The organism is Companilactobacillus farciminis KCTC 3681 = DSM 20184 (assembly GCF_002706745.1).
Lineage (GTDB): Bacteria > Bacillota > Bacilli > Lactobacillales > Lactobacillaceae > Companilactobacillus > Companilactobacillus farciminis.
This window is the reverse complement of record NZ_CP017702.1, coordinates 2250225-2269173: the sequence shown is the minus strand read 5'-3', so window position 1 is coordinate 2269173 and position 18949 is coordinate 2250225. Positions and strand designations below refer to the sequence as shown.

Genomic DNA, 18949 nt, shown 5'->3' with positions numbered 1-18949 from the left:
TTATTTTCTATTGAATGCTATATACTCTTTACATAACTTAAATTTAACATAAAAGGATGAACAAATTTTGAACAATTTATTTTTTGATTTGGATGGAACGATTATTAATTCTGAAATTGGAATTATGAAGAGCTTGAAGTACATGTATGAGCATACTTTAGGATACGTTCCACATGATGACGCTACGTTGCACACGTTCATCGGTCCAACAATCGGTGCATCTTTGCAAAAGTACGACCACGTAGCGCCGGATGATCCCTTTATTAACCAAAGTATAAATGCTTTCAGGGAATATTATCAAGAAGAGGGCTGGGAACAGTATACTGTTTTTGATGGCATCTATGATATGATGGAGTCCTTGAAGAAAGCTGATAAAGAAATCTTCATTGCGACTTCTAAACCAGAGGTTTTTGCGAAAAAGATTATTGATCAACTAGATATGAAACAATATGTACGACATGTTTTTGGGGCAGCTGAAGATGAATCGATTCGTTCTTTAAAAGAGGATGTTATCTCTTATGGAATTGAAAAAACTTCAGTTGAGTTAGACACAAAGAATCTTGTTATGGTTGGGGATCGTAGCAGTGATATTGTGGGGGCACATAAAAATAATTTAAAAGCTATTGGGGTAACTTATGGCTTTGGGGATTATGCTGAATTGAAATCTGCTAATTCAGAATGGATCGTAAATAAACCACAAGAAATTGCTAAACTAGCTATGGAGAATTAGAAATTATGAGCAAGTCATTGTCATACAACAGACACGGTTTTACTTTGATATTATTGTCAATTTGTTTAATGGTCATCGTTTTCTTAGGGATAACTCTGTCCACAGTTTTGAACAGTAACTATGTCAAAAAAGTCGTTAGTAGTGATACTAATGTTACTTTGATCAGAAACTATACGAATCAACGTTTAGGTAGATTGGTCAATAGTTATTCTGTTTCAACTGATTTGTCAGCGGTGAACCTAACTAACAAAGATGTCAGAAGGATTATTAATGTTTCAGTAGACGAAGTGTATGATGATGACTCGCAATTAACTATTGGTAGCAATATTTTGGCGACTATCAGTACCAAATTGAAGGATCAGGCCAATAAGTACGGCTTAAATATCGACAGTGAGATCGACACCGTTATTAGAAGTAATGAAGATATAATGAATCAAATCGTCAATAATGACTTGGGACCGATTGAGACCGTTATTGAGCGAGTCCAGACTATTAAACGTTTGATCAAGACCGTTATGGTGATTGCGGCCGTCTTGTTCGTTATCCTAGCGTTACGTTTGCGTGCTAAAGTTGGTTCTAATATGTTATTTTTCCATCATTTAGGAACGGTGGGAATCTGTACATCAATTTTATTGGCAATGCTGTTGGGATGTACCTATTTTCCATTGCAGGACTTGATCATAAACAATATAGATTACAATGTCAGGGATGTATTATACAATGTCCTAAACGGAATATTTATTAGTTATATTTCGATTATTTTCATGGTATTTATCGTCAGTATTCTGGATTGGGGCAGTACTGTTAAGTATAAATATTAAAAAACAAAATTTGAGGGAACTTGAGGACTTAGTCTTCGAGTTCCCTTTTTTATTAGGCAAAAATTATGAAAAAAATCCTTCTGAAATATAAGTTTCCACTGACATTGATTTTATTTTTGGTAGTTAGTATTCTTTCAATTTATTTGACCGGACTGGATGGACATATCTGGTCTTTTTTGGAAATGGGCAATGACGGTCGTTTCCACGTTATGAGAATGCAAGGTTTGTACGAGGCTATCAAAGCTGGAAATTTCTTTCCCGTCGTTAATATGTCATTTTTGGGTGGCTTTGGATATATCTCCAATGTCTTTTATTCTAATTTATGGCTTTATCCAGTAGCTTTTTTGAGATTGCTGGGGATGACGACTGTTCAAGCGTTTATTAGTTTTTATATTTTGATAAACTTCGTGACATTCGTGATTTCATTTAGTTGTTTTTATAAAGCTAGTAAGAAATTCGACAAGAGTTTAGTCTTTAGTTTTGTTTATACTTTGTCGATTTATCGGATTTTTGATATGGTGCGCCGTTTCGATATTGGTGAAGTATTGACTTTGACATTTTTGCCAATTGTTATTTTGGGCGTCTATGAGATTTTTTATGCGGATAATAGCAAATGGTGGTATTTAACGATTGGAATGACGGCCGTGATTTATTCGCATGCTCTGTCACCGATATTAATTGCCATTTTTATTTTGTTCGTTGTCGTTTTTCGTATCAAAACTTTGATTAAAGAACCAAAAAGAATTTTAACGTTGATTTATTCAGGATTATCGTCCTTATTATTGAGTTTAGGCTATTTTTTGCCGATGTACGAACAGCTGAAACACACTCAGTTCAAATTGACGAATGCACCGTTGATTTATGTTTCCCAGGGTAGCATGCAAGTTCCTGAACTAATTAAATTTAGTTTGCAAAATGATCTTTTTACACAAAATATTGGTCTCTTGATGTTATTGGTGGCGGTAATTATTCCGGTAATAGTATGGAAAGCAACACCGGTGGTTCGTGATTTTGCGATTATCGGGGAAATTTTGTTACTGATGACGACTGATATTTTTCCGTGGAAATTGTTCATCCACACGCCTTTAAATATGATTCAGTTTCCTTGGCGTTTTAACATGTTGGTGACGATTTTATTTGCAGTCGTTTTAGCGAGTGACCCTAAAGGTTGGTTGAATCGTTTTTGGAAAAAGGGAGCGATGATTAGTTTAACTATCGTTATGATTTTCTTAGCCGAATTCAGTTTGATCACTAACCATCCAGCTCAAGATGATAGTTACGCTGCTTTTAATAATTTGGATGTCTACAGTATCGGTGCAGGTCAGGAATATTTACCTAAAAATGCTAGTTTGACCCAGTTGCGCAATACCAAACACGTACCTGAGGTCAAAAGTGGTGCCGTTAAAATAAAGGATTTTCAACAGCATGGGTCATCGATAAAACTAGATTTTAATGCCACTAGAAATAGTAAAATTGATTTACCGATTATTGGATATTATGGATATTCGTCCAATTCGTCTACTGGAAATGTCTCAGCAGTAAAGATGAATCAAGCTAACAATGGATTAGCTCAAGTAAAAGTCAGTGGCGATGGGATTTTACGGGTTGATTATCAAAAAACTCCTATTCAAAAAATCAGTAAATTGATATCCCTAATGAGCTTTTTAATAATGGTTATTTGGCTTTTTCGTCGAAATAGAGTTTCTTCAAAACTTAAATAGTGAGTATAATATGTGATATTGCATGTACAAAGGAAGGCATTTAATTTATGCAATTAAGTTTTTTGAAGAAAAAATCCACTAAGAAAACCGCAGTGATTGTCTTTACAATTTTGCTTTTCTTATTAGTTAGTTTTTTGGCACTTTATCAAACACAATTTTCTCATGGAAAGATTTGGTCGTATTTAGGTACTAGCGATGATCGTTTCCACATGATGAGAATTGAAGGCTTGTATCATTCGTTGCAACGACATCAATTTTTTCCGTTCGTGAACATGTCGTTTATGAATGGATTTGGCTACATTGTTAATGTTTTTTATTCGGACCTCTTATTGTATCCAGCTGCGTTCTTACGCTTGATAGGGTTCTCTAGTGCGCAAACTTTAATGGGATACTATTTGCTCGTCAATTTTTTGACCTTTGGAATTTCCTTTTTATGTTTTTACAAAATCAGTCAAAAGTATTTCAACAGTTTAGTATTTAGTTTTGTTTATACTTTATCGACATATCGCTTACATAATTTGTTGTTCCGACACGATCTAGGCGAGGTTGGAGCTTTCATCTTCTTGCCAATTGCGATGTTGGGTATTTATGAGATCTTTTACGGAAATCGCAAGAAATGGTGGTATTTGACCTTTGGGATGACGGCCATCATTTATTCGCATGCTATTTCACCGATTTTGGTAACGATGTTGATAATTATTGTCGGCTTATGTCAATTTAAAGAAATCAAGAAACATCCAAAAAGACTACTGTCATTAGGTTGGGCAGCTTTGTGCTCTTTGTTGCTATCAGCAGCATATTTCTTGCCAATGATTGAACAGTTACGTCATACAAAGTTTGTTTTGACACAGTCGAATGGCATTTTGCCTAAAGGTGCTACAAGTTTCTTCGACATGAGTAAATGGAGTTTGAATAATGGTCTAGGTGAACCTAATATTGGAATCGTCTTGTTTATCGCGGCAGTTGTAATAGTCTTGTCATTCACTAAAATCAAAGATAAAGCTATCAAGGACTTTGCTTTGATTGGGGTTATCTTGTTGCTTTGCAGTACAAAAGTCTTTCCGTGGGTGATTTTAAATCATACGCCATTCAAAGTTATCCAATATCCTTGGCGTTTTGATATGTTAGTAACGTTGTTATTATCTATTGTAGTCGCAAGTGATCCGTTGCATCTCTTTAACAGTAAATTGGCTAAGAGTGGTCTAATCTTCTTTACCTTGTTGTTCTCAATTTCTGCTAGCTATCGTTTGGTTCAAGGTTCACCGTTGCAGTTCGTCAATCAGAGTGAATATAATCAATTAGAACCCTTTAGTATTGGCGCAGGACAAGAGTATTTGCCTCAAGGTACTAGTTTAAGCGATTTGCAAAGAATGCCTCACAAGCCAAGAATAACGGCGGGTAAAGCTAAGATTAGTCAGTTTAAGCAATATGGAACACGTTTGAGCTTCGATTTTAAAAATGCTAAGAATGCCAAAGTAGATATTCCGATTATTGCCTACTATGGTTTCCAATCGACACAATCTGAAGGTAAGGTTTCTAGTTTGCGAGTGGATAAGCGGAATAATAACCTGGCACAAGTGACGATCAATGGTAGTGGGAAAGTTGTCGTTGATTACTTTGAGACTATGACTCAAAAAGTAGCTCGTCGAATTTCATTCCTATCGTTATTGATCATGGTAGCGATGATTTTTATCAATAAATTGAATTTAGTAGACTTTGGAAGAATTGAAGGTTTACGTTCTAAAGAATAAAAAAAGCTGAATCCATTGCGGATTCAGCTTTTTTAGTTATTCTTTCAAATCATCAACGTCGGTCAATGATGCCAAATTATCTTGTTTCGTAACGGCTTTTTTATCGACTGTAACTTTGAACCAGTTAACGAAACCGTGATCGAATTCGGCAACTTCAAAATGGAAGTTATCCATATCGAAGGTCGAACCCTTTTGCAAGTTAGGGAACTTTTCAATCAAGTAACCACCAACAGTGATGATATCTGATTTTTGAAATTCTCTAACATCGGTTCTGAAGTAACGTTCAAAATCGTATAACGTAGTTTTACCAGAAACGTTGTATGAACCGTCTTCGTTTTTGACGATATATTCATCAGAAACATCATCGATTTCATCTTTAACAGTTCCAAATAATTCTTCGTAAATATCTTTATCGGTGACAATACCACTAGTACCACCGTATTCATCGACAACGATAACTATCGGTGTTTGTTTCTTGATCATCTTAGACAAGATATCTTGAATAGGCATAGTTTCAGGAACAGTATTGACAGAACGTAGAATCCGGCTGATGCCAACGTCGCCATCAACTTGGTTTTGACGAACGATATCGTAAGCGTAAACGTAACCGAGGACCTTATCTTTATCATTATCGGCTACAACAGGGAATCTTGAAAAACCTTGTTGCAAGTAGTCTTTAATAACATCTTTGACTTTGTCCGTTATATCGACGACATAAAGGCTAGTCCGGTCGACCATAATATCTTTAGCAACTTTATCGTTCAACTCGAAAGCACGTTGCATGAAGATAACGTCATCTGGTTCCATATCGCCACCTTTGATTGAAGACTTAGACAATCTCAAGATTTCTGATTGTGAGAAGACTTCGTTCTCAGTGTCAGCGGGTTTCATACCCATCAATTTGACGATTCCAGACGCTGAAACGTTTAGTAACCAAACGAATGGATAAACAGCAATGTGGAAGAAACGTAATGGTGTAACGACTAACATTAGCATCTTCATCGGCATATCGATTGAGATATTCTTAGGAACGATTTCTGTTAGAACCACTTCTAAGTAAGTTAGTAGTAAAACACCAACGATTGAACTCAAAGCATGTAGACCGCTACTACCGCCGGCTGAAATATGTGCTACGCCAAATACTTCTACTAGCAAGTATTCGATGGTACTTTCACCGATCCAACCTAAAATAATACCTGCGATACTAGTACCAACTTGTGTCGTTGATAAGTATTCGTTTAGATTATTGACCATCTTTAAGGCACGTTGTAATTTTTTCTTGTTGCCTTCACCTTTTTGAATGGCATCTTCTAGTTGACTGGATCTAGTTTGAACTAAAGCAAACTCAGCAGCCACGAAGAAGAAGGCAAAGATAAAGGTAACAATTATAATAATAAAATTTGTTGTAATTGCAGAACTTGACAATATATTATTTCCCCTTCTATTTCCTGTAAATCGAATTATACACCAAAGAAAAACCGACTGTGTCGGCAAAGAGTAAATATTTTATCTTTTCATCTTTAGTATATCCAATTTAATGGTTAAAATATAGCTAAGACAATTTTAATTTGGCTTCGTTATGAATTTTGTAGTTGAACTTAACAATCATTATTTTTATAATGAAGAGAATGAAACAACCTTGGGGGAATCCTTTTGAGTAAAGTAAAAACTAACAACTTATTAACTCCTGCACAAGCCGCAAAGGACTTGGGGATCAGCGTTGCAACGCTACGTAAATATTCTTTGATCGTCGAAAAGACTACAGCCAATAGCAAGTATTTTGAGCGTAATAGTCAAAACAATCGTCTCTACACTCAAAAAAATATTGATGACTTTAAAGAAATGGTCAAATTAAGTCATGGACCAAAGATGACTTTGGAAACTTCAGCTGCACAAATCTATCCTGCTGCCGATGCCAAAGAGTCGACTGATACTAAGCAAAACGATGAAATTGCAGGATTACAAGAAACTGTAGCTAAACTAGAATCAGCAAATAAGAAGCGTGAATTAACTATTAAAGAACTACAACAAGAGTTAAATGATGCTCAAAAATCAAAAGAACAACTCCAAGTTGAGTTGGATACTTTGAAGCAACAAGCTAAAGAAAAAGTTGAAAATAATGACACGCAAAAAGATGAAAACATCAAAGAACGTGTAAACGAAAAGGTCAATGATGACAAGAAGGGTCATTGGTGGAACAAGTTCATGAACTAATCAACCAATAAGCCTTATGATATCAACCTCTTAAGCAATCGGGTCGTACCAAAATGTTGATTTTGGTGCGGCTTTTTTATGTATAATTAGAACTTGTGATAACAACTTAGGAGGATTAATTTTGAAATTAGCAATGATTGGACTCGGTAAGATGGGAATTAACTTAACCGAGAATTTGATTCGTAACGGTAATGAAGTAGTTGCTTTTGATTTAAACGACGGTGCTAGAAACGATGCTTCAACTTTGGGTGCACGTGTTGAAAAAAGCCTAAAAGATGCGGTTTTGGCTTTGGATGCACCACGTATTGTTTGGGTAATGTTACCAGCGGGGAACCCAACTAATACTACAATTGATACCTTGAGCGAAATTCTTGATGAAAATGATATCGTAATTGACGGTGGAAATTCATTTTACAAAGATTCATTGCGACACAATAAAATCCTAACTGATAAAAACATTAAGTTCTTCGATGTTGGTACATCAGGCGGTATGAGCGGTGCAAATCGTGACGGTAACTTCATGATCGGCGGAGACGATGAAAAAGCTTTTGAATATATTGAACCTATTTTCAAAGGTATTGCTCAAACTGATGGTTACTTATATACTGGAAAAGCCGGTAGCGGTCACTACTTGAAGATGGTTCATAACGGTATTGAATACGGTATGATGCAAGCTATCGCCGAAGGTTTTGATGTTTTGAAGCATAGTGAATTCGATTATGATAACGAAGCTGTAGCTAAAGTATGGCAAAATGGTTCAGTAGTTCGTAGTTGGTTGATGGAATTAACACAATCAGCCTTTTCAAAAGATCCAGACTTGGATGAGATCAAGGGTGTTATGCATTCATCAGGCGAAGGTAAGTGGACTGTTGAAGAAGCCTTAAGATTACAAGTTCCAACACCTGTAATCGGAGCCTCATTGATGATGCGTTACCGTTCACTAGAAGATGATACATTTACAGGTAAGGTCGTAGCGGCCTTGCGTAACGAATTCGGTGGACACGTTGTTGAAATAAATAATAATGGTAATAAAGATAAAAAATAATTAATGAAAAACTTGTCGTTGGCAAGTTTTTTCTTTTTGTAAGGAGTTTTTCGATTGAAAGAACGAGGGAAAATATTTTTATTGGTACTGGTGGGAGCTTTTATCGGTAGTGATTTACGTTATTTAGAAAGTTTGATTTTCAAAACCACCAATGGTTTTCCTTTGGGAACTTTAGTGGCTAATTTGACTGGAGCTTTTATCATGCCCTTTTTGATTCATTATTTGCAAGACCGTTATAACTTATCGTCGAAAGTTGTCTTGACCTTAAGTACGGGACTATTGGGTTCGTATACGACTTTTTCAACTTTTACGGCTGATAGTTATCGGTTGTATCAAAGTGGCAACTGGGTATCTCTGCTGATTTATTTGACCATAACGATTCTAGGTGGTTTTGTCGTAGCGATATTAGGCAATTATTGGGCTGCTAGTCGTGCTTTCAATGATTACGTTAAAAAGGAGCAGGACAGATGAACTTTTTAATTGTTGGCCTGGGTGCCAGTCTTGGTGCTATTTTGCGAAATGAATTGACCCTCTTACAAAGTAAAATAAAAATAGATTTTCCCGTGATAACCTTATTGATAAATATTTTAGGAGCGTTATTATTAGGTATCTTCACTGCACAAATTCATAACGGTGCTTTATTATTGTTGTTAGGAACTGGTTTTTGTGGCGGCTTCACAACCTTTGGAACTTTGAACATGGAATTAAGTCAATTGTGGTTTCAACGCCGTTTCGTACGTTGTTTCCTTTATTTCATTTTGACTTATATCTTTGGTATCCTAGGATTTGTCATTGGAATTCACATATAGGAGATTTTTTTATGCAGATGAGAGAACCAATTTGGAACGAAAGTTTTCGACCAGGAATTATTTCTTCAACTAAATTATATTTTCAAGATCTCTTTGTTGGCGCTAAAAGAATGAGTCGCAAGGACTTTTGGTGGGGCTACTTAGGCTTTAGTATTGTGGCCTATATAGTCGTCGCTTTATTGGCTTTTATAATAACTAAAATGCCAGTGATGGACTATTATTGGAGTTCAATTGTTGGCGTAGCGCTTGCTATGACGATGGGATATTACTGGATTGCCGTATTTACCGCTATTATCAGACGACTCCATGATCGAAAAATGCGTGGTTGGTGGGTATTAATAGGTCTGATTCCAGTAGTTGGTTTCGTAGCCTTAGTCGTTTTATTGTGCTTGCCACAACGTAGTCTTGGTAATCGTTTCCCCAAATCAATCTAAAATTTTGTTAAACTAGAGCAGAAATGTTCTAGTTTTTTGTTGGAGGAATAATATGTGCGGACGCTATTTGTTTGAACCAGATAAAAATCCTGAAATTAAACGAATTTATCAATTAGCTAAAGATGCTGGTTTCAATCCGAAGACGGGCGAAGTTTTCCCAACTGATGAGACGGCTTTGATCATTGCAGGTCAGCGTCAAGTTCAAGTTGTCGGTATGAAATGGGGCTTTCCGGGTTTCAAAACGGGGCAGTCGTTGATCAATGCTCGTAGCGAAACAGTACAGCAAAAACCAATGTTTGCTGATTCATTTTTAAAACGGCGTTGTGTTTATCCAACAACTGGCTTTTTTGAGTGGAATAAGACTAAACAAAAGTATAAATTCAATTTCTCCAATGATCCTCAAACGCTTTTTATCGCGGGCTGCTATAACTATTTTGATAATATTCCTCAAAGTATCTTATTTACTACGGCTCCTAATGAATCAATGGTACAAATTCACGACCGAATGCCATTGATCTTACAAAAAAATCAAATCAATGCTTGGATTTATAATGATGACTTTGCTAAAAGCTTTTTAGATTCAGCAATGCCACAATTGTATTCACAAACAGAAAATAGGTAATTATTTATGAATGACAAGATTCAAAAATTTAGTAACAGTCAAGATTTCTTTCAGTGTCCAATCTGTGGAAAAACTTTAAAATTAGTCGATAACAGTCTACTTTGTAGCAATAATCACTGTTTCGATATTTCCAAAAAAGGCTTTGTCGACTTTGTCTTGAATAATAAAGTCTCAAAGAATTATGATCGTGATTCTTTTGAAAATCGTCATGTAATTTTGGAACATGGCATGTATGATCACATAGCTAATAAATTAGTTGAATTGATTGAAAAATTGCATCTGGACAGTATTTTGGATGTTGGCTGTGGCGAAGGTTACTATTCTAAAAAAATCACACAGGCGGGAATAAAAGACGTTTTAGCTTTTGATATTTCTAAGGATTCGATTCAATTGGCTGCTAAAGGCGTTAATACTCCGGTAAAATGGTTTGTCGGTGATTTGGCCCATTTACCAATTCAAGACAATACGGTCAGGGGTATCGTTGACGTCTTTTCGCCAGCTAATTATGCGGAATTCAATCGAATTTTAGATGACGGTTATGTTTTAAAAGTTATCCCCAACCAATATCACGTTCAAGAATTGCGCCAAGTGGCAAAAGACCAGTTGCAGCAAGCAGAGTACTCGAATAAAAAAGTTCTGGATTATTTTGAAGAACATTATGAATTGGTCGATCAAATAGATGCAACCAAAACTTATCCGGTGACAGAAGAAGTTAGAACGGCTTTTATCAATATGACGCCGTTATTGTTCAATGTTGATAAATCAAAAATCGATTGGTCACAAGTTAAAAATATTACAGTCGGCTCAACTATCTTAGTTGGACAACAAAAAAATCGTCGAAATTAATCGGCGATTTTTTATTTGGCATATTTTTGCAAGTCGTTTTTGAAATCTCCTTGAACTAGAGTCGCAACTTGTTGAACAATTTTTTTCGGATCTTCTTTGAGGCCATTTTGGACCCATTCGTGAATCAAGGCTAAAAAGGCCAACGTGTAAAAATGAGCGATGAAATCTTTGTGCTTTTGGGCAACGTTCATATCTTCAGCTAGCTTTTCAACAATATCGATGACGTAGCTATAAATGACCTTGAAGATGTACTTTTCCATTAAGTCGCGATAGTTGGATTGATAAGTGTTTTTGACGATAGTCTTATTATTCTGCATGACCGTCATAACGGCATAGAAACCACATTGCCATTTATCGTAACTGGCAGTTTTATCCAGAATTTTTCGTGCATTGGTGCAAGCAGCATACTCGACTAATTCGTAGATATCCGCGAAGTGATTGTAAAAAGTTTGCCGAGTCAAATTACATTCAGTCACGATATCCTTAACCGTAATTTTATCGACCGGTTTTCTTTTCAAGACGTCGCGTAGTGACAAAGCTAGAGTTTCTTCAGTTGTAGGCATTTTATCCCCCAAATAATCTCAAGTGAATTCGATTATATAATTTTTTAAATAAAAGTACACAGAAATTTAGACTATTTTTGAATCTAGACTATTGTCAGATGATGCTGCCGATTAGAGAAAAGCGTTTTTTATTTCTTCAAATTAAAATGAAGTCAAAAATAGAACCACTATTTAGTCCGGAATAACAAAGCAAATTGGCTCAAATGTGAAATTTCTCTTGGCAATTTATTGCCTAGTGAAAGGTCGAGCTTGAAGACTTTGCCCGGGCTTGGGCTTAGCAAAGGCTCCAAGTCGTGCCCACATTGTTCCAGCCAAATTTGCTTTGTTATGGAGGACGGAATGTTACAACTAGCGAAGTTATGAAATCTACAGACAAACCAGAACGTATGTTTTACAATATTAATTAATGATTAAGGGGGTAGAGTATGGCGACTAAAATTGGAATTCGGCAATTAGTGGAATTCGTCTTGCGTAGCGGTGATTTGAATGAGACTAAAAATAGTCAAAATACAGCCCTAAATGGTGCACGAATTCATCGTCGATTACAAAAGCAACGTGGTAAGAATCCGGACTATCAAAGTGAAGTTTATTTAAAGACTGAAGTGACGATGAATGATAATGAATATTTGATTTCTGGTCGTGCTGATGGTTTGAAGATTACCGATAAAAGTATCTTGATTGAAGAAATCAAAACTTCTGACCAACCGTTTGAAGAGTTGAGCGATAATACCTTGGAATTGTATTGGGGACAAGTTAAAGTCTATGGCTACTTGATTTTAAAAGATCAGCCGGAATTTGACCATGTGACTTTGCGGTTAACGTATTTTCAAGTTAGCACCGAAAAGATTACGACAGATGAGCAAGTTTATAGTCGTGAAGAATTAAATGCTTTTTTTAAAAATTTAATTGATGAGTATGAATATTGGTTGGTTTTACGCGCTAATTTACGTAAAGAACGTAATACTACAATCAAAGAATTACAGTTTCCTTTTCCCAAATTTCGTACGGGCCAACATGAACTAGCAGCAGCAGTTTATAAAACGATTTTGTATGAGACGAGGTTATTCGTTGAAGCACCGACGGGTACTGGAAAGACGATTTCAACGATGTTTCCGGCTATTAAGGCAATGGGGGAAGAAAAGATTCAACGCCTGTTTTACTTAACAGCTAAACAGAGCACACGACGAGTTGCAGAAGAAGCTATCGAATTGATGGCTAGTAAGGGTTTGAAACTAAAAAGTATTACATTGACGGCAAAAGATAAGATTCGTTTTCCTGAACAAGATGTTCCACCAGAAAAGGATCCATATATGATTGGTTATTATGACCGTTTAAAGCCGGCTTTATCAGATTTGTTGACCAATGAAGATAGTATTACTCGCGAAGTGATTGAGAAATACGCTAGGAAGCACCAAGTTGATCCCTTTGAATTTTCGCTAGATGCTTCGTTGTTTTGTGACGTAATTATTTGCGATTATAACTATTTATTCGATCCATTGGTGTACTTGCAGCGTTTCTTCATCGAAAAGGATACCGACAATTTCTTCTTGATTGATGAAGCACATAACCTTGTCAGTCGTTCTCGTTCGATGTATTCGGCTCAAATCAGCGACCAAAAGATTGCCGGTTTACTAAAAGTGGCCAAGAAGATCAATACGCAGCCGAGTGCTGATTTTCAAAAGCAACTAAAGAAGGTTCGACGAGTCTTCAATCAAATGAAAAAAGTTTTAAAAGATGATGATTTGACGGAACAGATCACTTCAGACGTACCTGATAAATTGTTGAACACTTTGAGTAAATTTAATGATTTTATGACTGATTGGATGGCGGATCAACAGCCTTCAGATTTTCTTGAGAGTGCCAAAGATTACTTCTTTGATAGTTTGACCTTTGTCAAAATTGGAGCGTTATATGACGATACGTATAAGACAAGAATCGTGGTTGAAGATAAACATCTGACTGTTAAGCAATTATGCCTAGATCCAAGTCACTTTTTAGATAAATCTTTGAATTTAGGTTTAGGGGCAGTGCTATTCTCAGCTACCTTATCCCCGATGGACTATTATCAAAGTGTTTTGGGCGGTAAAGAAAATAGTTTGGCATATCAATTGCCATCGCCATTTCCGGCACAAAACCAAGCCATTATGGTCACACGCTACGTTCAGACGACCTATCGACAACGACCTTTTAGCCAAGATGACATCGTTGAAAGTTTGCATACGTTGGTCAGTGGTAAGACGGGTAATTATCTGTGCTTTTTCCCTTCTTACGGCTATCTGAAACAGATTGAAACACTCTTTGAAGAGAAATATCCCGACATTTCGACCGTTATGCAAACTAGTACGATGGACAATGTTGCTCGTGACGAATTTTTAGATAAATTTCAAGATAATCCAGATCACACGCTATTGGGATTCTGTGTTCTTGGAGGAATTTTTTCGGAAGGAATTGACTTACGAGGCAACAAGTTGATTGGCGTAGCAATCGTTAGTGTTGGATTACCCGGACTTAGTGTGGAGAATAATTTGATTCGTGATTACTACGACCAAGAGAATGGACACGGTTTTGAATATGCGTATCAAATGCCGGGAATGAATAACGTTTTGCAGGCCGCAGGTCGACTGATCCGAAGTAGTCATGATAAAGGAATTGTTTTGTTGTTGGATCAGCGTTTTGCTAGTTTCCGTTACACACAACTTTTCCCCAATCATTGGCAAAATCGACAAAATTTAAATTCACTTGAGCAATTGCAACAAGCTGTGGATAAGTTTTGGAAGGGAGCTTCAAATGAAGACTAAGTTAACTAAAAATTTGGAAAGCACGCTTTATCAGTACTGTTTGGAACAAGGTTCATACGTAGTTGAGGAAGTATCGATGCCAGACAAAAAAGGAATCGTCGACACTTTGAGTTATCAACAGTTGACTGATGGCAAGATTGAATGGCGCTGTTATGAATTGAAAGTTACGAAAGCTGATTTTCATTCCAAAGCTAAATTATCATTTATTGGCAACTACAATTACTTTGTTTTGCCTCAAAAATTATTTGAAGAGGTCCAGTCGGAAATTCCCACACATATCGGCGTTTTGATCTATCGGGCTTTTGATAAAAAAGCTATCGAAAATTCGCCACAGACTTTACGAGCTCCGGGATTTTTAACTGTGGCTAAAAAAGCACAATATCAAGAGCTGCAAGTGGATGAAGATAAATTGACTAGTCATTTTGTTGCGTCGTTGTTTAGGGAAGTGGACAAAGCTAAGAAGGTTGAAAAGGGTCTGCAATTGTATTCTGATGATAAATTGTTCAAGGAATTGAAGAAGCGTTCCAAGGCCGGATATGACGTCTATACGCCAGATCACAATTTATATGATCAATTTGTGGAGGATTTAAAAGATGAAGCTGTTGCGTCGTTGCAAGAAGAATTAGACGCTCGCAATGAACAATATCAAGCGTTGAAATTAGAATTACAAAAACTGCATCAGCCAAATTTGGAGGATAAAGTATGATTTATTATCCTTATTTACGCGGTAGAATGTATGATTTATTGGCGCTAAAAGAGTTAGTCGAACAAAGACGTCTGAGCCAAAATGTCATTCCTATAATTGAACCAGTTAGAGACTCTAAGGAATTGTTGCAGACGGTTCAGACTCTGATTGAATTTCAACAGCCGTTCAGCGTTATAGCGAACCCTCAAGTTAGCGTCTATGGTTTGAATGACACGAAATTATTTCCTTTGCCAGACTTGTCGAAACTGGACTTTTTCCATCCGAGTGCTATTTTGGCGGCTGACTTTAGTAGTGACTTTGTTAAAACAAAAGGTTTACAAAAATCTTTGTTGATTGCTAAAGATTACGAGTTGTTGAAGGCTTATCAAAAAACACAAGTGTTAAAAGCTGTGGATAAAGTGTTGATTCCAGACGTTGCTAGAATGCAATTGCTTGTTGCTGATAAAGCTGTTAAATTAGTTGATCCTTTGACCTTCGTTAAACACGTTGAGGATTATCAATTGTTGGAAGATGAGCTTTTTGAACCAGCCGATTGGAATTATCAAGTGGATAACTTTTTTGGGTTTGGCGATTATTCAATGGTTGGACATGTCTATTTCGATAAAGGGATGCCATCGCGAGCAATTGCTTTACATTTGATTTATGTAACGAAGACTGGAGAATTACGAATTCATCACTTCGTTTCGGATAGTAATGAGAAGATGAGTGGTCAGAAAGAAAAGTTCTTTGAAGCGTTGAACAAAATGGTGCCTTGGTGTCGTCAAAATATGTCCGGTTTAAATCAGACGCCAGCTTTAGAAAAATTATTGAGTTATGCACAGCAAGATAAATTTCCCGGCTTAGGAATAATCAAAAAATTATCACTGATGCACCATTTTGAATTAATGAGTAGACTATTAGAATTAGAAAAATAAAAAAGAGACATCATCAAACGATAATCTTGTGTCATTGTTTGGATGATGTCTCTTTTTATAAATCAATATTTACCACAATTTAATTAAGGCTTGTGTTCCATCATTACCAAGACCTTTTTCATCAACTAAGGTCTCATAAAGCTTCTTAGCCTGTTTAGTAGCGGGCAAATCTAAATGCATCTTTTCACTCTCATCTAGGGCAATTCTTAAGTCCTTTAGGAAGTGTTTTGAGTAAAAGCCTGGTTTGAAATCGCCTTTGAGAATTCTTGGACCGTAATTTTCTAGACTCCAGTTATCTCCGCCGCCACCTTCGACAGTTTCAAGAACTGATTGTAAGTCCAATCCGGCAGCTTTGGCGTAAACGAACATTTCCGTCAAGCCAGTCATTGTACCAGCAATCATGATTTGATTGGCCATCTTTGCGTGTTGACCAGCTCCGTATGAACCGAAGTAGTGATAAGTCTTACCGATGATCTCAAAGATTGGTTTGAGGGTCTCGAAAGCTTTTTTATTACCACCGACCATGATAGTCAATTTACCATCTCTAGCACCAACGTCACCGCCTGACACGGGAGCGTCGATTGATTCAACGTTTATTTCTTCAGCCTTTTGACCAATTTTCTTAGCCAAAGTAGGTGTACTAGTTGTCATATCAACGATAATCTTGCCGGCGCTTAATCCTGCAAAGATACCATTGTCTTTAAAGTAAACATCTTCAACATCTTGTGGAAAACCGACCATAGTGAAGATAATGTCGGCATTTTGTGCTACGGTTTTTGGATCAGCAAACCAGTTAGCACCCTTGTTTATCAGAGGTTCTGCCTTTGATTTTGTTCTAGTATAAATATCAACGTCATAGTTGGCATTCAATAGGTTGTTGATGATGCCACTACCCATAACGCCAGTACCAATGAAACCAATTTTTTGCATATTATTTCCTCCAATCGTCAAGTTAATTATATTATACGAAAAATCTTCTAGATAATGATATGATTGCCCTATTTATTGACCATGGTTGTTTGCTATAATTCAGTTGATATCTCATCGAAAGTGTTTTTTGTTAGTTAGGTTGGTGGTAAATTGCCGTTGTCCACAAAGCTGTCACTACCGACTAGATAATGTTTTTTATTTTTACTTCTTTAGTAATTAAAAAACAAAACCACTATCTAGTCCGGAATAGCAAAGCAAATTGACTCAAATGTGAAATTTCACTTGGCAATTTATTGCCTAGTGAAAGGTCGATCTTGAAGACTTTGCCCGAACTTGGGCTTAGCAAAGGCTCCAAGTCGTGCCCACATTGTTCCAGCCAAATTTGCTTTGCTATGGAGGACGGAATGTTACACCAACCAAAATTTAGAAAAAACTAAATAAGATAGGAGGGGGTATTTCGTGACATTTATTAAGAACTACTATAAGAGTATTTTGGCAGCCTTATTTTATGGAATAACCTCGGCTCTGGGTATTCAATTACTCTTGCAGCCGGCAAAGCTTTATACCAGTGGAGTTACTGGTGCATCGCAGCTGATTGTTAACTTGTTAAATCAATTTGCAGATATGAATACACCTGTTTATCTGTGGTATGTTTTATTGAACTTACCATTGATTATTTTGGCCTGGTTGAAGTTGGGAAAGAAATTTACGATACTTTCGATTATTTCAGTTGCCTCGGCTTCATTGTTTATTTTAATTATACCGTTATACCCAATCACTAAAGACCCGCTGCTTTCAGCTGTTTTTGGTGGAATCCTATCAGGAGCTGGAATTGGCTTATGTTTCCGTTACGGATTCTCAACTGGTGGAACGGATATTATCGCTTTGATCGTGCAAAGAAGTACCGGACAATCGGTTGGCCAAGTTAGTTTTGCCATTAATGCCGTTATCATTACGATTGCAGGGTTTGCATTCGGTTGGGAACTAGCTTTGTACACGATTATTTCTATCTACATTACTAATATGGTGATAGATAAAATGTATATCCAGCAACAAAAGATTACCGTTACAGTCTACAGTCATCGAGTTGACGATATTTCAAAAGAATTGCTCAAGTCGCTTAATCGTGGTTTGACGCTCGATTACCATTTACGTGGGGCATATTCTGGTGAAGAAATTGGTTCAATTACGATGGTTCTGACTAAATATCAATTATTCTTTGCTAAAAAAATCATTTTGAAAGAAGATCCACAAGCATTTATCAATATTCAACCAACAATGTCGATTGCCGGCAAATTCAATGACAATTAAATTCGAAAAATATTATAATAATATTTATTAAATTTAGAAATCGTTTACAATCTACATTAGAGTTAGGTATGAAGGAGATTTTAGTATGAAAACTATTATTTATACTCATCCATACGCAGGGAGCTTCAATCATGAGATTTTGAACAGATTGACGAACTCTTTTTCAAAAAATGATGAAGAATTTGAAATTATTGATCCTTACGGTGACCACTTTGATCCGGTACTTTCTGCCGAGGATTTAAAAACCTATAGTCAAGGCCAGACAAGTGACGAGTTAGTCAAAAGATATCAACGTAAAATTGCGGCATCGGATGAGCTAGTATTTATCTTTCCAATTTGGTGGCATAATTTACCGGCTATGCTAAAAGGCTTTTTAGACAAAACAATGTTAAATGGCTTTGCGTATAACGAAGATAATGGTTGGAAAGGTTTATTGACCAACATTAAAAAAGCTACCGTTATAACGACTTCAACGGTAACTAAAGAATATCTAGAAAATAATTGTGGCAATCCGATTCAAGATGTTTTTATTGCCAGAACTTTGAGTGATTTAGGCATTGATCCACAGACAGTCAATTGGATTCATTTCGGTCAGGTCAACACTACAACTGATCAAATTCGAGAAAAGTTTTTAGATGATTTACCAAAACTCTATGCAAATAAATAATAAAAAAGAGCGAATCGAGAAATCGGTTCGTTTTTTTTGTGATTTTAAATTAGAATATTAATATACA

Annotated in this window: 19 protein-coding genes; 16 read left to right on the top strand and 3 right to left on the bottom strand. The window is 36.4% G+C overall.

Going from position 1 to position 18949, the window contains the following annotated elements; translation table 11 throughout:
• Nucleotides 1-67 precede the first annotated feature (67 nt).
• The 4 genes from LF20184_RS11265 (at nucleotide 68) to LF20184_RS11250 (ending at nucleotide 5023) form a co-directional block, all read left to right on the top strand.
• Nucleotides 68-730, top strand: coding sequence for an HAD hydrolase-like protein (locus tag LF20184_RS11265; protein ID WP_010018315.1), 663 nt, complete (start codon nucleotides 68-70; stop codon nucleotides 728-730).
• A 5-nt stretch (nucleotides 731-735) separates the two neighbouring features.
• On the top strand, nucleotides 736-1551 hold the full coding sequence (locus LF20184_RS11260) for a hypothetical protein (protein WP_010018316.1): 816 nt from the start codon (nucleotides 736-738) through the stop codon (nucleotides 1549-1551).
• 65 nt (nucleotides 1552-1616) lie between these two features.
• A complete protein-coding gene (locus LF20184_RS11255; RefSeq protein WP_010018317.1) occupies nucleotides 1617-3272 on the top strand; it encodes a putative glycosyltransferase family protein in 1656 nt (551 codons plus the stop codon).
• Between the two features lie 47 nt (nucleotides 3273-3319).
• Entirely contained in the window at nucleotides 3320-5023 is a 1704-nt protein-coding gene (locus LF20184_RS11250) for a YfhO family protein (protein WP_010018318.1), read from the top strand.
• A gap of 36 nt (nucleotides 5024-5059) precedes the next feature.
• Here LF20184_RS11250 and LF20184_RS11245 read toward each other — a convergent pair whose 3' ends face one another.
• Complete coding sequence (locus LF20184_RS11245; RefSeq protein ID WP_010018320.1) at nucleotides 5060-6448, bottom strand: hemolysin family protein; 1389 nt, start codon at nucleotides 6446-6448, stop codon at nucleotides 5060-5062.
• 228 nt (nucleotides 6449-6676) lie between these two features.
• Between LF20184_RS11245 and LF20184_RS11240 the strand changes: the two genes are divergently transcribed.
• The 7 genes from LF20184_RS11240 (at nucleotide 6677) to LF20184_RS11210 (ending at nucleotide 10993) form a co-directional block, all read left to right on the top strand.
• The gene (locus tag LF20184_RS11240) at nucleotides 6677-7237 is read left to right on the top strand and encodes a MerR family transcriptional regulator (protein ID WP_010018322.1); all 561 of its coding nucleotides are present in this window, start codon (nucleotides 6677-6679) and stop codon (nucleotides 7235-7237) included.
• Between the two features lie 121 nt (nucleotides 7238-7358).
• Entirely contained in the window at nucleotides 7359-8282 is a 924-nt protein-coding gene (gnd, locus tag LF20184_RS11235) for a phosphogluconate dehydrogenase (NAD(+)-dependent, decarboxylating) (RefSeq protein WP_010018323.1), read from the top strand.
• A gap of 54 nt (nucleotides 8283-8336) precedes the next feature.
• Nucleotides 8337-8753, top strand: coding sequence for a fluoride efflux transporter CrcB (gene crcB / locus LF20184_RS11230; protein WP_010018325.1), 417 nt, complete (start codon nucleotides 8337-8339; stop codon nucleotides 8751-8753).
• Entirely contained in the window at nucleotides 8750-9091 is a 342-nt protein-coding gene (locus tag LF20184_RS11225; RefSeq protein WP_010018326.1) for a fluoride efflux transporter FluC, read from the top strand. Before crcB ends, LF20184_RS11225 begins: the two co-directional genes overlap by 4 nt.
• 11 nt (nucleotides 9092-9102) lie before the next feature.
• The gene (locus tag LF20184_RS11220; protein WP_010018327.1) at nucleotides 9103-9525 is read left to right on the top strand and encodes a DUF805 domain-containing protein; all 423 of its coding nucleotides are present in this window, start codon (nucleotides 9103-9105) and stop codon (nucleotides 9523-9525) included.
• 52 nt (nucleotides 9526-9577) lie between these two features.
• Nucleotides 9578-10147, top strand: a complete 570-nt coding sequence (locus LF20184_RS11215; protein WP_010018329.1) for an SOS response-associated peptidase — start codon at nucleotides 9578-9580, stop codon at nucleotides 10145-10147.
• A gap of 6 nt (nucleotides 10148-10153) precedes the next feature.
• Entirely contained in the window at nucleotides 10154-10993 is an 840-nt protein-coding gene (locus LF20184_RS11210; RefSeq protein ID WP_010018331.1) for a methyltransferase domain-containing protein, read from the top strand.
• Nucleotides 10994-11004: 11 nt separating this feature from the next.
• On the opposite strand, the gene LF20184_RS11205 is transcribed toward LF20184_RS11210, so the two are convergent.
• A complete protein-coding gene (locus tag LF20184_RS11205; protein ID WP_010018332.1) occupies nucleotides 11005-11556 on the bottom strand; it encodes a TetR/AcrR family transcriptional regulator in 552 nt (183 codons plus the stop codon).
• Nucleotides 11557-11981: 425 nt separating this feature from the next.
• Between LF20184_RS11205 and LF20184_RS11200 the strand changes: the two genes are divergently transcribed.
• The 3 genes from LF20184_RS11200 to LF20184_RS11190 are packed head-to-tail and all read left to right on the top strand — an operon-like array spanning nucleotide 11982 to nucleotide 15974.
• The gene (locus LF20184_RS11200; RefSeq protein WP_056945162.1) at nucleotides 11982-14354 is read left to right on the top strand and encodes an ATP-dependent DNA helicase; all 2373 of its coding nucleotides are present in this window, start codon (nucleotides 11982-11984) and stop codon (nucleotides 14352-14354) included.
• Nucleotides 14344-15060, top strand: a complete 717-nt coding sequence (locus tag LF20184_RS11195) for a hypothetical protein (RefSeq protein WP_010018333.1) — start codon at nucleotides 14344-14346, stop codon at nucleotides 15058-15060. Before LF20184_RS11200 ends, LF20184_RS11195 begins: the two co-directional genes overlap by 11 nt.
• The gene (locus LF20184_RS11190; protein WP_010018335.1) at nucleotides 15057-15974 is read left to right on the top strand and encodes a sce7725 family protein; all 918 of its coding nucleotides are present in this window, start codon (nucleotides 15057-15059) and stop codon (nucleotides 15972-15974) included. Before LF20184_RS11195 ends, LF20184_RS11190 begins: the two co-directional genes overlap by 4 nt.
• A gap of 69 nt (nucleotides 15975-16043) precedes the next feature.
• Here the strand turns inward: LF20184_RS11190 and LF20184_RS11185 are convergent, their stop codons facing one another.
• Nucleotides 16044-16904, bottom strand: coding sequence for an NAD(P)-dependent oxidoreductase (locus LF20184_RS11185; protein ID WP_010018337.1), 861 nt, complete (start codon nucleotides 16902-16904; stop codon nucleotides 16044-16046).
• 459 nt (nucleotides 16905-17363) lie between these two features.
• Here LF20184_RS11185 and LF20184_RS11180 point away from each other — a divergent pair, with 459 nt between their 5' ends.
• Nucleotides 17364-18215, top strand: coding sequence for a YitT family protein (locus tag LF20184_RS11180; RefSeq protein WP_010018338.1), 852 nt, complete (start codon nucleotides 17364-17366; stop codon nucleotides 18213-18215).
• 85 nt (nucleotides 18216-18300) lie between these two features.
• Entirely contained in the window at nucleotides 18301-18882 is a 582-nt protein-coding gene (locus tag LF20184_RS11175) for an NAD(P)H-dependent oxidoreductase (RefSeq protein WP_010018339.1), read from the top strand.
• Nucleotides 18883-18949: the final 67 nt, after the last annotated feature.